The organism is Arthrobacter terrae, assembly GCF_015708085.1.
GTDB lineage: Bacteria > Actinomycetota > Actinomycetes > Actinomycetales > Micrococcaceae > Arthrobacter_M > Arthrobacter_M terrae.
Genome location: NZ_JADNYM010000003.1, coordinates 77,775 through 92,963, shown reverse-complemented (window position 1 = coordinate 92,963; position 15,189 = coordinate 77,775). Strand labels below are relative to the sequence as shown.

Sequence of the window (15,189 nt, the reverse complement as noted above, 5' to 3'; positions counted from 1 at the left end):
TTGGTGCCTACAGGGTCCGGAACGGAAGCCGGGCGGGCGATGACCATCGACCCCTGACGTGTCGTTGGGATGGAGATTAAGTCGTAGATTACGCCGCTACTGCTTGACGCAGAGCCTCTTCCGCTGCCACCCAGGCGAGCATCGCGCATTTAACCCGGGCAGGGTAGCGGGAAACACCGGAGAAGGCCGCGGCATCGCCGAGTATTTCCTCCTCGCCGGCAAGCTTGCCGCGGGAGCGCATCACCTCGCGGAAGTTACCGATCAGCCCCAGCAGCTCCTCCGGCACGACCCCTTCGGCCAGTTCGCTGAGTACCGACGCCGACGCCATCGAGATCGCGCAACCGGCACCATTCCACCGCACCGAAGCGACCTTGCCGTCCTCGACAGTCACCCGCAGCGTGATTTCATCCCCGCACACCGGATTCAGCTGATGGGACTGCCCAATGCCCGGGAATACCGGAGCGGCGGCCGTCTCGCTTTCGGGCAGGTCTCCCCCGGTCCGCACTTTGGCATGATCCAAAATGATCTGCTGATACAACACGTCCAGGTCGCTCATCTGCGTTCCCCCGAGGCGTCGACGCCGAAGTAGCCGCGGACGTTGGACACCGCGTCGAGCAGCTGGTCGATTTCGTCCGTGGTGTTGTACAGGTAAGTGCTCGCGCGGGTGCTCGCGGACAGACCAAGTCGGCGGTGCAGCGGCTGCGCGCAATGGTGACCGACGCGCACCGCGATGCCGCGCGCGTCAAGGAACTGACCGACGTCGTGCGCGTGCACACCGGCAACGTCAAATGCTGCCAGCCCGGTGCGGTCCCGGCCCGCCACCGGGCCGAGCACCCTGACGCCGTCGATTGCCTGCAGCCCAACAACCAGGCGCTGGCCAAGCTCCATCTCCCATCGATGGATCCGCTCCATGCCTGTCTCCCCCAGATAGTTCACCGCCGCGGCGAACGCCACCGCCTGCGACACCGCCTGCGTTCCCGCCTCAAACCGCTGCGGCGCCGGCAGATACTGCGCTTCGGACATGCTGACCGTGGTGATCATGGAGCCGCCGGTCAAAAACGGCGGCATCGCGTCCAGCAGTCCGGCGCGCCCGTACAGGGCCCCGATCCCGGTAGGCCCGAGCATCTTATGCCCGGAAAAGACGGCAAAATCCACGTCCAGCGCCTTCAAATCCAGCGGCAGATGCGGCGCGCTCTGGCACGCATCCAGCACCACCAGCGCGCCCACCCGATGCGCCATCGCCGTCAGCTCCTGCACCGGGTTAATGCTGCCCAGCACATTGGACACGTGGGTGAACGCCAGTACCTTGGTCCTGCCGGTGATCAGACGGTCCGCTTCCTCCAGCCGGAGCGCACCGTCGTCGTCAATCGGAATGAATTTCAGCGTGGCACCGGTGCGGCGGCACAGCTCCTGCCACGGAATGAGATTCGCGTGGTGCTCCATTTCCGTCACCAGCACCTCATCGCCCGGCGCCAGCATGAACCGCTCCGCCGCTGCCCCCGCATGGCCTACGCTCGCGTTGGAGAACGAATACGCCAGCAGATTCAGCCCAGCTGTCGCGTTGGCCGTCCAGACAAGTTCGCTGTCCGTTGCGCCGACAAACCCCGCCACCGTGGCGCGGGCGTCCTCGAAGGCATCCGTCGCATCCACCGCCAGCTGATGCGCGCCCCGGTGCACCGCGGCATTGCGTTGCTCATAGAACTCCTGCTCAGCCTCCAGCACACTGACGGGATTCTGCGATGTGGCACCGGAGTCGAGGTACACCAGCGGCTTACCATTGACTTCTTTTTCCAGGATCGGGAAGTCGTTGCGGATCCGGCGCACCTCGGTGTCGGTGAGCGCGACGGGCACTGAAGCGCGGTCAAGCGGCTCAACGCCCTGCGGCCTGCCGTGCTGCCCAGGGTCATGGCGTTGCGTGCGGGCGGAAACCAGAGTCACGTCGGTATCTCCTTGGTATTAGGTCACGTTGACGATTCCTAATTATCCCACGCCTTGGCGCAGTGGTGGGTTTAGTTATCTTAAGCATAAGCAGAGACGCCTTTGGGAGCTGGTTGTAAACGTTTCCACAACGGCTTGCACCGTCCGCTGGAGTCGGCACTCGGGCCATCGCTGCCCACACTGAGGGTCTCGAGGTGACTGGTTCGATCGACATTGCATTCGTTAAGAAGAAGCGTTGCGTAGCCTTTTTCCCTCGGCTCCCGGAGATACCGGGCGCGGCCTCCGGACTGAAGGCTCCCGCTCGGCTACACCACTGTAATTCCCCGGAACTCCACCGGCGGGAAGTCATAATAGTTCCTGTTCAGTGAGAAGTAGCCGCCGCGATAGACATCACTATTAGCGGAAATAGTTGCACCCTTGCCGTCCAACCGGCTGCAGCGGATGGTAGTAGGCGTAATCTCAATACGGAAGCGCATCCAAACGCCGTTCACCGGAGGCTCGGTCGCTGCCGCCCCCAACGAATAGCCATATTCAGAGCCTGACTGCCGTCCAAAGAGTTCGAGCCCGCCATCAGAGCGGAGCACCACGTGGTAACCGCCCACCGCGCCCGGTTCCTGAATGCGATACGGAGAATCGTCACGCTGGCCAAAGGCGACACCGGCGTGGTCCAAGTTCCGTGGTCCACTTTCCGGCCAGCGCATCTCGAATTCAAGGCTATAGTTATCAGCTGTAATGGGGCACATGGACCCCATGCAGTAACTGCTCTTGTCCCCATGGTCGAGGGATATCGAGGACATTTGGGGAAGTATCGTTGGTTGGTGCGTCCAGGCCAATGCCCAAGGTAAGTCGCCAAAGCCGCGTATGCCGGTAGCGAACCCATCCGTTTTACTGCGTGCGGTCTCGGTGGTGACATAGGGGATGTTGGCGCACATTATTCCTCTCACCCCCAAGGTCTTCAACCTGTCCCGCATCCATCGAGTATGAACTTCCCAGCAGATCACAGGCTTGCCCGTATTTACCAGCTTCTTAATGATCTGATCGGTCGCCGTATGGTAGATGCCCAGCAGGTCAAAGTCACTGGCAATCCCGTTGAGTGCGCTGCCCTCAACGGATTTAAAGTCGTCTTCGGTAAAATAGCCCCAGGTGGTGTAGCCCCGCGCCGCAGCCTCCAGATGGTGCTCTGCCATCGCAGACTGCTTCCAGACGAAATGGTCAGTCGCATCGGGATAGGTATCCATCAGATCCAGCAGAGCCGCGGTGTTGGTTCCTTGCTTGTCCTCTATGAACACCACATGATCCTTGGCGCCTGCGTCCAGAACATCTTTCAGTAATGGAATCGGCAGCAGAAGGCTGTTGGGCCCTAACCAAAGTCGAGCATCATTTTGCAGATCCGCCAGCGCCGAATAGGGTGCATCGGCAATGGTCAGGGACTTCCCGGTCATCCTGAGCGTATTGAGATCATGGTGGCATACCAGCTGCCCGTCAGACGTTGCACTAACCGAAATTTCTATGGCTTTGCTTCCATACGCCAGTGACTGCGAATACGCTTCCGCCGTATGTTCAGGCCAATTGTCCATGGAACCACGGTGGGCGATGTAAAACGGGGCGTCGGCGAGCAGATCCGTAACGGTGTGTTTCACAGGCGCCGCCTTGCGCGCAGCCCCGGGCGAACAACCGGTGAGCAGAATGCTGCCCGAGGCCAGAAGAAGAACCTGCCGACGCGTAAGCGAAGCGACATTCACATTATTCACTGGTGCCATTCCTTACGTTCAATGAGAAAGGGAGGGCCTGTGTTTTCCACATGCAAGGTAGCCATAAAAAAACATGCACCCTTATCAGCGACCCGTCCAGTTGGAAGACTTTTGGCGATTTGGGGGTACGGACCTGCGGGCAGCAGGGACCAGGACGGCTGTACGGCCCGGACCGGCTGCTGCGGTGGGTCTTTGAGCCGATCCGGCGTCGGCAGCAGTCTGCGCCGCGGCGGCCGCCATCGCGACGATGGTCCAAATAACAATTCCCGCCACCGACCGGGTGGCGACTCCACTGTATGTCTGCGGTATGAGTACGACCAGCAGCCCTGCCAGTGTCAGCCCGGGAACGGAATGCCGTCCCGCGCTTTGGAGCACCACCACCAGCAACGCTCCGAAGTATAAGACGGCAAAAACGATGCCAATATCCACTGCGTACATGATGATCGAACTTTCAAAGCTCGTCTGCAGACCGGCGAAATCAGCCACTCCATAACTGGCCGTGAGCCCTTCACCGGTGAAGAGATACTTCGACCAATCCCGGAAAAATACCCCGTATGCCTGGTTTCTCGCCTCAGCAGACCCCGTATCATCAGCGACTCGTGCCAAAACTCCGGCCACTAAGGGCGTCATCAGCAAAAAATATGTACCTATGCCCATCGCAGCAACAACCGCCACCTTTACGCTGCCCTTATGGCGGGAAAACAACACGGCGTACAGGATGGAGGCAATTACGACGCCGGTGCCGACCCTGGACTGGCTGATGAGTACTGCGGTCACCAACAGTGCCAGCAGCGGTATAGCAATGTACAGTCGGCGGATCCCCGCCACCATTGGCGTTAAAGCGCACGCGACGAGGGAAAGCGCCAAGGGCTGATCGAAAGTGCCCATCCAACGTTTTGTCTCAGGGTTGAACCAGAACTGCGTCTTAAAGCCGGCTTCATAGAAAAGCACGCTGCCGGTTGACCATTGGAAAACCGCCACGATCACAACAATGCAAAAGAGTAACATCAGCGCATTCCGCAGCCGCGGCACCAGCTTCGCGTCGATGGTACCGGCGGCGAGAATAAGCAAAAAGAGCAGTGCCGGTGCCACCATCTGGTCCACGAAGAGAACCATTCCACCACCGGATTGAACGGTCCGCGTGGTGAGAAAAGCAACGCTGAGAACCAGCGCCAGAAGCAGGAATAAAAAACGGTGGCGGAACACCGATTTTCCTAATGCCTCCGGGGCCCATACCAGCTGCGTGATAGCGATGGCCAGAATAAGCCACGTTGCACAGTGAAACGCCAGAGGCCCCAGCTTTTGTCCGGTCAGTAGGTAACTGCCCACTGTGGGAATCAGGAACCACAGCGCAAGGACACAGGCGATGCTGATGGTCAGGTGCCTGCGGAGAAGCACCGCGCCGAGAGCACAAACGCCAATCCACACGAACAACAGCATGTTACGGCGCCCAATGAAGCGCGAGGTATGCCCGCGTCATCAGCTTTCCACTCGCGCGTTCTGTGGAGCCGCTGCTTGGTTGCTTCCGGCGCCATCCTCTGCTGCAGATGCGGAAACCGCAGCTCGACTGACACCGGTGTGGCTCGATCGCCGGCGGCCCCGGTGCGGCAACCGCTGAACGGGAAGGGCATTGAAAACTATTCCGAGCACCTTGGCGTGCACCAGCGCCAGGCAGTTTAGACCGTCGCGGACACCAGCCGGGCTGGATTGGGCAAAGCGCGTCACGACCACGACACCGTCCGATAGCGCGGACACTATCCGTGCGTCGGCAAAAGGCATCAAGGGCGCAGTGTCCAGAATCACGACGTCGTAGGCCTCGCGGAGCTGAATCATCACGGCTTCCATCGCGGTGTTGCTCAGCAGCTCCGAAGCTGATCCTCCCGCGCGCCCGGCGGGCAGCACGAACAGGCCGTGCTGGGAGGTGGGTCTAATGGCCGTCGCAAGCTCAGCACTCTGCTGTAGGAGGCCGGCCAGACCTTCATCATTCGTCAGCCCTAAGTCTGCGGCCAAACGCGGATGTTGCAGGTCGGCTTCCACCAGAAGACTTCGATATCCTGCCTCAGCGCAAGAGCGTGCCAAGTTCACAGCCACAGTGGACTTCCCCTCTCCTGCAGCCGCCGACGTGACAGCGATGACGCGCAGGGCATCAGCGCCGGGCATGAAATGCAGGTTGGTCCGCAAGTTACGGGCTGCCTCCAGCAGCAGTGGACCGCCCCACTGCCCGAAGACGTCCAAGCGGCTTCCGGTTGGCTTTTCTGCCGGAATCGTAGCCAGCACTTTCACTCCAGTCTCTGCTTCGACATCGTCCGTTACCCGCAAAGACTTGTCAGCCCTGCTCCGTGCAATGAGGATGCCGACGCCGACGGCGAGCCCCAGCAACAAACCCAAGCCGGTATTCAGCTTTTCTTTAGGCGACACCGGATTATTGTCCCGGGTCGGCCCGCCCACGACGTTAAGGATGGACCCTGCCCCAAAAACGTTGCCCGTCGCTTCGAGATCATTGACCATTCGGTTGAAATTGGTCGCCAGTGCCGAGGCAATTGCATATGCGTCATTCTCCTTCTCACTTCGGACGTTGACCGTCAGGATCAGAGTATTGGCATCACCAAAGGCGCTGATCATGTCGGCGACCTCAGGAACCGTTTCAGTCACTCCACTGGCTTTGGTGACCTGTTCCACCACCCGCTCACTTGTCAGAAGGCTGGCGTAACCTACAATTCGCTGCCGTGCGAGCGCATCGGCCTGCAGAGCAGACTGCCCTGTTGCGGTCCCGGCGATGACGTAAAACTTAACGGTGCTTTGGTATACGGGTACGGTTGCGACATTCACTACGCTGGCCACGACTACGCCTACGAGGACGGAGACCAGCACGATCCACCAGCCATTCCGGACGGAACGCAGAAAATTCCTGTACTTCACTGCTGAGACCTGCCTTTATCAAAGAGACTGTTCCTGTCGCTGGCACTTTTACCCGGGCCGATGGTCTTCGACAAAATTCCGATCATTAGGTTGCATGTGCGCAATTGGATAAGTCCTAGTAGACACCACGTAAGCCACGACAGCGCTATTGACGCTGGTGTTTAGTATAAGGTCAAGCTAGAAGAGCTGGCCGTGTCTACGTCCTCTTCATATCGTCTAATGTAGAAATGCGCGGGGGCCATGCAGTCGGAACATCAGGCATTAGCCGGGGATCCGGGCCATCTGGCCATCCAGCAGCGGAAAGCTATCCACGGCGTCAGGTGGAGCCTGCTGGCTGTAATTGGCCGACAGGGACTGCAGGTTGTTGGGGCGCTGGCCCTGGCGCGCATCCTGGGTCCGGAGAGCTACGGAATTATTAGCTTGGCCAGCATTTACGTCGTGCTTGTTACGCTCCTATTGGACCAGGGGCTCTCGGCTGCGCTAGTCCAACGGCCCCAACTCAGCGCCAAGGCACCGGGTGCCATTTTTTCACTAAACCTCATGACTGCAGTGCTTCTTGGCGCACTGACGTGGTTGCTGGCACCTGCAATCTCCGCCTTCTTCCAAGCCCCCGATCTGACAGCAGTCCTGCTGGTCCTGGCCATGGCCCTACCGCTGAAGGCAGCCGCCGTCGCTCCGCGCGCGATGCTTTCCAGAGAACTGCATTTTCTGGGCATAGCCGTTTCTGATGTGGCCGGTGCCATGGTCGGAACCGCCTGCGGAATTTCCGCAGCGCTAATGGGCGCCAGTTACTACTCAATTCTGTACCAGGTGGTAGCCACAGATATCGTTGCAGCAGTGGTCCTTCTTGTCGCCGCTAAGGGGCCCATACCGAACCTCCGTCTGCGCGAAGTCCGCCCGCTGCTTGGATTCAGCCTGGGCATTTTCGGCGTCAACGCGCTTGCCTATTTTTCGCGTAACATTGACAACATTTTGGTGGGCCGCTTTCTTGGCGTCGCTTCCTTGTCCCTCTATGGCATGGCCTACCGCGTCTTGGCCCTCCCTGTCATGCTGTTTGGACAAACGGTCAACCGGGTCATGTTCCCTGTATTTTCACGAACGTCCAAGGACCTGGCCCTGCTGTCCTCAAATCTCCTCAAATCCATGCAGGTTTTATCCATGATTGTGGTTCCGGTCATGGTGTTCACAGCCTGCGCCTCAGCTCAACTGGTGAATTTAGTGCTCGGCAAGGAATGGCTCGCGGCCGCTCCTCTGCTGAGCGTGCTGGCCATTGCGGGCGCGCGGGAAACTATTTTCTTCATCACCCCCTCGCTGATGCGCGGCATGGGCAAGGCGGGCCTGAACCTGCGCTACGAGGTCCTCGCGACTATCGCTCAGGTGTCCGGTATCGTCATTGGGCTGCAGTTTGGGCTGCTGTGGGTTGCCGTGGGCTATGCAGCAGGCGGCTTCGTGCTCATACCTTTTCTCCTCGTTATCCAGTCGAAGTTGTGCGGCGCCCGGATTTCAACTCAGCTGGCCACGGTGTGGCCTCCTGTCCATGCCAGCTTGTGGGGCGCTGCCGCTTACTTTCTCGTCGCCCGCCTGGATGTGGACGGGATTGTCGAAATCCTGCTGGGTTTCCTCGCGTTCGCCTTCACAGCCGTACTCGTGCTGTTCATTGCGCACCGGTCGCGGACTCGGGTATTCCTGTCCCGGCTGCGCACTCTAGTGGACCTGCGCCGCTAACCTGACCGGAAACCGTACCAACGGACCAGGTCCCCCTTTTTCCTGAATAGCTGATTCCGCCCATGAAAGGAAGCCCTCCGTGGTGAAATCCGGTAACGACAGCCTGGTGATTGCGGTGCTGACGTACTGCCGGCCCGACCGTATTGCCTCGGTCCTGCCGCTGCTGGTGCGTCAGTGCCATTCCATTCCGGCCCCCGCAACGGTGTTGGTGATTGATAATGATCCTGAGGCGAGCGCGAAGCTCGTGGTCCATGGCTTGGCATCCGAAGGCGTGCGGTATGTCCACGAACCGGTTCCGGGGATTGCCGCGGCCCGCAGCCGCGCGCTGGCGGAAGCCGGAGACGCCCACTTGCTGGTATTTATTGACGACGACGAAGTACCCTCCGACGAGTGGTTACTGCACCTGCTGAAGCTGTACAGGCGGACCTCAGCAGCGGCGGTGGTAGGTCCGGTGATCTCGGAGTACGCCTGTGTCCCCGATCCATGGATTACCGCCGGCGAATTCTTCCGCCGGCGCCGGATGCCCACGGGCACGCCAGTCACCGTGGCGGCGACCAATAATCTGCTCCTGGACCTTGAGCAGATCAGGGCGATGAATCTGGATTTCGATCGCCGGTTCGGCCTCCTTGGCGGCGAGGACACGCTGTTCACGCGCCAGATCGTTGAACGTGGCGGCACCATGGTCTGGTGCGATGAAGCAATTGTGATGGATCAGGTTCCCGAGGACAGGCTCACCCGGGAGTGGGTGTTACGCCGGGCGTTCAGCAGCGGCAACAGCTGGAGCCGCGTCAGCCTCGAACTGGCATCAGGAAAACCTGCCCGCCGGCGGCAGCGGGTCCGGTTACTGGCGTCAGGCGGTGTCCGAATAGCTGGCGGTCTCGCCAAGAGCACTGCAGGTATTCTTGGAATGTCCGTAGCACGGCGGGCAAAGGGCCTGCGCACCATGGCGCGGGGAGCCGGAATGACGTCTGGTGCTTTTGGTTATGCCTACCGGGAGTACCATCGCCCCTGAGATCGCGAATCCACTGTTATTTCAAAGAGCTGCTATCTCAGAGGCCTGGTATCTTAGGGACCCGTCGTCTAAGGGATTGATTCGACCACATAATCGTCGAACCGCATGACTATGGGCGTGTTGGTGGCGCCACTTGAAATGTAAGTCAGCAGTCCTACCGATCCCGCGGCCTGCAGCGACGCCGTGGAGTCGGAGGCGCTGGCCTGCCAACCGGCTGGTTCGGCGCCGTCGGCTTTCCAGATTTTGGCGCTGATGGTTGTCGGTGCGGTGCCGCTGACGAGCAGACGGATCCGCAATTGTGTTCCGGCAACATATTGCAGCCCCGGTACAATCTGGCCGTTCAAGGAAGTCTCTGTTCCGCCAACCTTCCGCGACACGTCAAGCCGCACCGCTCCGGAGGACGTTACATTAGCCTTCGCAAGATAGGTCCCGGACGCTCCGACGCTTCTTCCGGCAAGCCACACGTACGCCCCGGAGCCGGCCGGGATCTTGTCCAGCGACACGCTTACCCGCGAATCCGTTCCGACGGCAGCTACCGAGTCAAGGTAGGCCGATGGACCGGCCCCGCGGTTGGGCGTTATGGTACCGGAGCCATCAGCCACTGCGAAGAGTGACGCGGAGCCATTAAGGGACCAAGCCCCGCCCTTCTCCGCTGTTCCGAATCCGTTCGCCACAGTCCTGCCAAACGTATCCTGGGCCAATATTCCGTTCACCGGAGGAGGTCCATCCGCGGATACCGTCACGGACCGGACGACGCTGTTGGCTGCCCCGCCGTTGTCAACGACACTGAGCCGGACCGCGTAGGTTCCTGCAGCGCCGTAGCTGTGCGCCGCCGTCGCCCCCGTTGCCGACCCGCCGTCACCGAAGTCCCAGGTATAGCCGACCACGGTACCGTCAGCGTCGGTGGAAGCCGAGCCGTCTACCGAGAGAGTCAGTCCGTCCGCGACAGAAGTAAACGATGCCACCGGCGCAGTGTTCGACGGCGGACCGGCGCCACCGACCGGCACGTTGACGTTGACCGTATCCGAACGGACCACATTGCCCGTGGGATCGCTGGCAAAGATCCGGTAGGCATGTGTTCCTGCCGTCAACCCCTTGTCACTGAACTCCAGGTTTGGACGGTCCCAGAAGGTGGACGTCTTGCTCACCGTGTACGCCGGGGCCGCCGTATTTGCGTCGCGGATGACCTGATAGGTCAGGTTTTCGTTGTCGCGGTCCCAGTTGGTCTGCCATTGCACACGAACTTCGCCTGGACGGGTGTAGGAGAGGACCGGATTGGTGTTTGCACCGGACACCCTTGGACCTTCCGCGTTAGGCGCTATTTCCTTGACGGCAAACCGGACCAGTCCCTGCTGGGCTCGACCGTTAACATTGCGGAATTCACCAGCCATGGCAACATACTGCTCGGTGCCGACCACCGCCCAAGGGCCCTGGTTTTGGCCCGTCACCGTGCCGGTATCCAAATCCGGAAACCAGTTCAGCAGCGAAGGAGCCGCCACTCCGGTAAAGCTCGGGTATCCCTGCGTATCTTTGGTCAGAACGCCGGTGACAGCTTTACTGAAGGACACAGCCCGGTGCCATGCCCTCGGTGTCACCTCGGGGAACCCTCGGAGGTTTCCGCAATAGTGGGCATGACCGGCCGAGTAGACTGCCGTTGACGAAGCCCAGATCCCATAGCTGTCTCCGTGGCAATCCTCCACCCATTTGATATTTCCGGTGGACCAGTTCGCAGCGAATCCGCCTTCCAGGTTTCCGCCGGTGCCGTAAATGTAGCCGGTACCGTAGACGGTGGTTCCGTCCGAGGAAAGCGACAGTATGGCGGACTGATTGCCGGCGTCGCGGACCACATCGTTTGCGGCGAACGGCAGCGATGCCCCGGTCCTGGCGTCCACTCGTCCCAACCCGTAGCCGGGTCGGTTGCTTCCGTTGAGCGTAGTAAACGCCCCGCCCACCACCACCTGGCTGGCGTCGGGTCCAAGGGCCAGCGCATTAACCATTGCATTGGCATTTGGATTCCAAGCCAGCAACGATCCGTCCGAAGCACGCACTGCGGCTAGCCTGGACCTCGACGACGAACCAACCGAAGAGAAATTCCCGCCGAGGTAGACGGTGTCATTGGTGGCAACGATGGCCCGTACAGAGCCGCCCATCCTCGGATTGAAACTGGACACAACGGCACCGGTTGCCGGATTAAGCGCAACCGCCCTCAGTCTCGATGTTCCGTTGACACTAGTGAAGTCACCCCCGGCATATATCCGGGAGCCGTCCGGGGCAGCCGTGATAGTCAACGCCTGCCCATTGAGATTCGGCGTAAAGCTGTTGATCAGTACACCGGTACGCAGGTTGTACGCCAAAATATTGTTGCGGGTCACTGTTTGACTGTTCGCCGCCGCCCCGGCCGGGCGCGCAGTCGTGAACTTACCTGCAACGTAAACAACATCGCCGACAATTGTCTGTTGCCAGGCAACGCCATTGATCTGTGCGGTCGGCAGCGCATCAGCCGAAACCGTGACGGGAGTTGCCGGATCGCCCGGGTTCACGGGAACGGTATCGGCCACTGCGGCCGGAAGCCCGACCGCCCCCGTCATCGCCATCATCGCTGCAGCTGCCACCGCCGTTAACAATCTTGCCCGAACAGAAAACCGGTTGAGCCAACCGTTGACGGATCGACTCCGCGCAGCGGTAGTTGCTACCTGACTATTCATGGCGAGCCTACTTTCGGTCCAGAAATTCAGATGCCTTGTTCTACCCGGGAGGGGCCGTCAGAAAGCCGGTTTGACGTCTCATCCACGGCAACTAGGCCCCGGCTGTCACTGCGCGAAGCAACTCTAACGACGTCGTCCACGGTATAAAGCCCGCGGATCCACGCGTCATTGCCGGATCCTTCCACGTTGTTTGTCTGCATCAGCGTTTTTCGCTGCGTGCCAGGTATCAGTGGAAAGTGTCGGGGAACGGGAGAGATCTGGCGCACGGGAAAACCTGACCGCAGTGCCACCCAGTGCAGCCAAACGTCGTCAGCAGTCGGGCTCATCACCTGAAATCGCTTTCCCCTGGTTTTTAGCTCTTCGAGAAGTCCGGGTGGGTAGATCACACCGGAAACACCAAGCCCGAAATGCCCGAACTCGGCAGCGGACTTCATGCAATTTGGCCATGTGCGATAAGTGGCCAGCTGGATCCCTTCGGTCTTGAGCGTGCTGGCCCAATGGCAGTTCACGTTCAAGGGATGGGCTTGGAATGCCTCATAAAGGTTTCGCAGCCAGTACCGGGGGTAGATGATGTCGTCATCGGCCGTCACTAGAGGTAGTTCATGATGTTCCACCGACTCGACGTAGGGAAAGTATTTCGTATGCGGACCGAGGTTCTCCGTTAGACGTACTTCCAGTCCCCTGCGCTCGAGCCGTCGCAGCGCCATTGGTCTGGCATCGTACACGGCCTCGTTATCAAGCCAGAGAATCATCCGCCGTGGCTTGCTCTTGCCCCGCGCGATTGACTCTACGGCAATGGCGGCGGCGTTGATCCGCTCGCCATACGTCGTCAATGACACTACGGCCGGCGTCTGTCCAAGGACTGAACTGGTTGCTGTAACATTGCGGATGCTCAGATCGATCCAAGACACGCAGCTCCGGAGCCGTTTCGCCCGCTTCCGGGCCCACCGCGCCAGCACCCGCGTCCGGGACGTTCCCGGGACCGCCGAATGTTTCCCCGGATTCATAATCGTCCTCCCTGGAGTGGGCCGAAAGGTTGGTTTCCGTGCGGCTGAATTCCCGGCTTCACGGAATGGTCCTTACGGCAAGGTCATCGAATGATGCTACGAGCGGTGCATTTGTAGCCGATCCGGAAAGGTAGGTCGTCAAGCCCACGCTGCCAGCAGCCTGTAACCCCGGCTCAGAGTCGGTGGCGGTCACTGTCCAATCGGAAGGCTCGACGGTGCCCACCTTCCAGAGCTTGGCTTTGAGCGTGGTTGGGGAAGTTCCGGTCACCTGAAGGCGGATTTGCAGCTGGTCACCAGCCAGATATGTCAGTCCCGGAATTGTTTTTGTAGACAGTGTCGTCAGCGTTCCCGCCACCAACTTCGTGGCGGCGAGGGACACCGACCCGTTTGAAGTGATCCACGCTTTAGCCCGGTATTCCCCCGCGGTACCGACGCTACGTCCGATAACGTAGGTATAGGTGCCGCCACCGTTGGCGACCTTGTCCCATTGGAACTTGACGCCGGTTTCGGCGCTGCTCGAGGCAACGGAATTTAGATAAGCCGCCGGCCCTGTTCCGGCCGTGTTCATCCGCATGGAACCCGCACCGTTGGCGACGGAGAACAGCGATGCAGAACCGTTGAGCCTCCACAGGCCTCCCTGCTCGGCCGTACCGAAGCCCGAGGTAACGGTCCGGCCGAAGGTATCGGCTGCCAAGACCCCGTCCCCAGCCGGCTGTACGGCAGTCACATCGTGGCTGACCGTGTTCGTGGCGCCGGCATTGTCCGTCACCGTCAGCTTCACCGGGAAAGTCCCGGCCTGAGCATACGTATGCGTAGCCGTAGCACCGGACCCCGTCCCACCGTCGCCAAAGTCCCACGCATACGACGCCAGCGTCCCATCCGAATCCGAAGACCCCGACCCATCAACCGAGACACCCAACCCGGCCACCGAAGCAGTGAACGCCGCCACCGGCGGAACATTCCCCGGCGAGGCCACTGTCACGACGTTATGGCTGACCGTGTTCGTGGCGCCGGCATTGTCCGTCACCGTCAGCTTCACCGGGAAAGTCCCGGCCTGAGCATACGTATGCGTAGCCGTAGCACCGGACCCCGTCCCACCGTCGCCAAAGTCCCACGCATACGACGCCAGCGTCCCATCCGAATCCGAAGACCCCGACCCATCAACCGAGACACCCAACCCGGCCACCGAAGCAGTGAACGCCGCCACCGGCGGAACATTCCCCGGCGGCTCCGGTGTGCCGGGTGTCTTGATAATGAGATCATCGAAGGATGCGACGATGGGGGCGTTGGTCGCCGAACCGGAGGCATAGGTGGTCACACCGATATAACCGGGCGCCTGCAGCTGATCCGTCGCATCGTTGGCCGTCACGGTCCAGTCAGAGGGCTCGGTGGTCCCGACCTTCCAGACCTTGGCATTGAGAACAGTCGGGGATGTACCGATAACCTGCAAGCGAATTTGCAGCTGCTCGCCAGCGGCATACCGCAACCCAGCTACGGACTTTGACTGCAAAGTAGTCGTCGTCCCGCCAATGTCCCTAGTGAGGTATGAAGTCACCGCGCCGGTGGCAGAAATCCACGCTTTGGCCCGATATTCACCCACGGTACCGACATGCCTGCCCACCAGCGTTATAAAGGTGCCGCCGCCGGTTGCAATCTTGTCCAGGGACACCTTTACCGTGGTATCCGCCGACGCCGACGAAACCGCGCCGAGGAAGGCCGAGGGGCCAGCTCCGGCGGTGTTCATCCGCATTGATCCTGCACCATTGGCGACGGAGAACAAGGAGGCAGAACCATTGACCGTCCAGGCACCTCCCTTGTCTGCCGTGCCGAACCCCGAGGTAACGGTCCGGCCGAAGGTATCGGCTGCCAAGACCCCGTCCCCAGCCGGCTGCACGGCAGTCACATCGTGGCTGACCGTGTTCGTGGCGCCGGCATTGTCCGTCACCGTCAGCTTCACCGGGAAAGTCCCGGCCTGAGCATACGTATGCGTAGCCGTAGCACCGGTCCCCGTCCCACCGTCGCCAAAGTCCCACGCATACGACGCCAGCGTCCCATCCGAATCCGAAGACCCCGACCCATCAACCGAGACACCCAACCCGGCCACCGAAGCAGTGAACGCCGCCACCGGCGGA

At 60.5% G+C, this 15,189-nt stretch carries 10 protein-coding genes; 2 read left to right on the top strand and 8 right to left on the bottom strand.

Annotated features, from left to right (window positions below; translation table 11 throughout):
- Positions 1-88: 88 nt before the first annotated feature.
- From sufU to IV500_RS21265, 5 genes are all read right to left on the bottom strand, one after another.
- A complete protein-coding gene (gene sufU, locus IV500_RS02700) occupies positions 89-556 on the bottom strand; it encodes a Fe-S cluster assembly sulfur transfer protein SufU (RefSeq protein ID WP_196395286.1) in 468 nt (155 codons plus the stop codon).
- Positions 553-1,851, bottom strand: coding sequence for a cysteine desulfurase (locus IV500_RS02695; RefSeq protein ID WP_196395391.1), 1,299 nt, complete (start codon positions 1,849-1,851; stop codon positions 553-555). Before IV500_RS02695 ends, sufU begins: the two co-directional genes overlap by 4 nt.
- A gap of 392 nt (positions 1,852-2,243) precedes the next feature.
- Positions 2,244-3,689, bottom strand: coding sequence for a glycerophosphodiester phosphodiesterase family protein (locus IV500_RS02690; protein ID WP_196395285.1), 1,446 nt, complete (start codon positions 3,687-3,689; stop codon positions 2,244-2,246).
- A gap of 84 nt (positions 3,690-3,773) precedes the next feature.
- Positions 3,774-5,129 (bottom strand): hypothetical protein, encoded by a 1,356-nt coding sequence (locus tag IV500_RS02685; protein ID WP_196395284.1) that lies wholly within the window; start codon positions 5,127-5,129, stop codon positions 3,774-3,776.
- 39 nt (positions 5,130-5,168) lie between these two features.
- Positions 5,169-6,608: a tyrosine-protein kinase domain-containing protein gene (locus IV500_RS21265; protein WP_196395283.1), complete on the bottom strand. Its 1,440-nt coding sequence runs from the start codon at positions 6,606-6,608 to the stop codon at positions 5,169-5,171.
- Between the two features lie 240 nt (positions 6,609-6,848).
- Between IV500_RS21265 and IV500_RS02675 the strand changes: the two genes are divergently transcribed.
- Positions 6,849-8,333 (top strand): lipopolysaccharide biosynthesis protein, encoded by a 1,485-nt coding sequence (locus tag IV500_RS02675; RefSeq protein ID WP_196395282.1) that lies wholly within the window; start codon positions 6,849-6,851, stop codon positions 8,331-8,333.
- A 79-nt stretch (positions 8,334-8,412) separates the two neighbouring features.
- Positions 8,413-9,345 (top strand): glycosyltransferase family 2 protein, encoded by a 933-nt coding sequence (locus tag IV500_RS02670; RefSeq protein WP_312875799.1) that lies wholly within the window; start codon positions 8,413-8,415, stop codon positions 9,343-9,345.
- Positions 9,346-9,413: 68 nt separating this feature from the next.
- Here IV500_RS02670 and IV500_RS22065 read toward each other — a convergent pair whose 3' ends face one another.
- The 3 genes from IV500_RS22065 to IV500_RS21255 all read right to left on the bottom strand — a co-directional run.
- The gene (locus IV500_RS22065; protein WP_196395281.1) at positions 9,414-11,957 is read right to left on the bottom strand and encodes a PKD domain-containing protein; all 2,544 of its coding nucleotides are present in this window, start codon (positions 11,955-11,957) and stop codon (positions 9,414-9,416) included.
- Between the two features lie 119 nt (positions 11,958-12,076).
- Positions 12,077-13,057 (bottom strand): hypothetical protein, encoded by a 981-nt coding sequence (locus tag IV500_RS02660; protein ID WP_196395280.1) that lies wholly within the window; start codon positions 13,055-13,057, stop codon positions 12,077-12,079.
- 58 nt (positions 13,058-13,115) lie between these two features.
- Positions 13,116-15,189, bottom strand: a 2,074-nt coding sequence (locus tag IV500_RS21255) for a PKD domain-containing protein (protein ID WP_230854388.1), incomplete at its 5' end; no start/stop codon positions are given.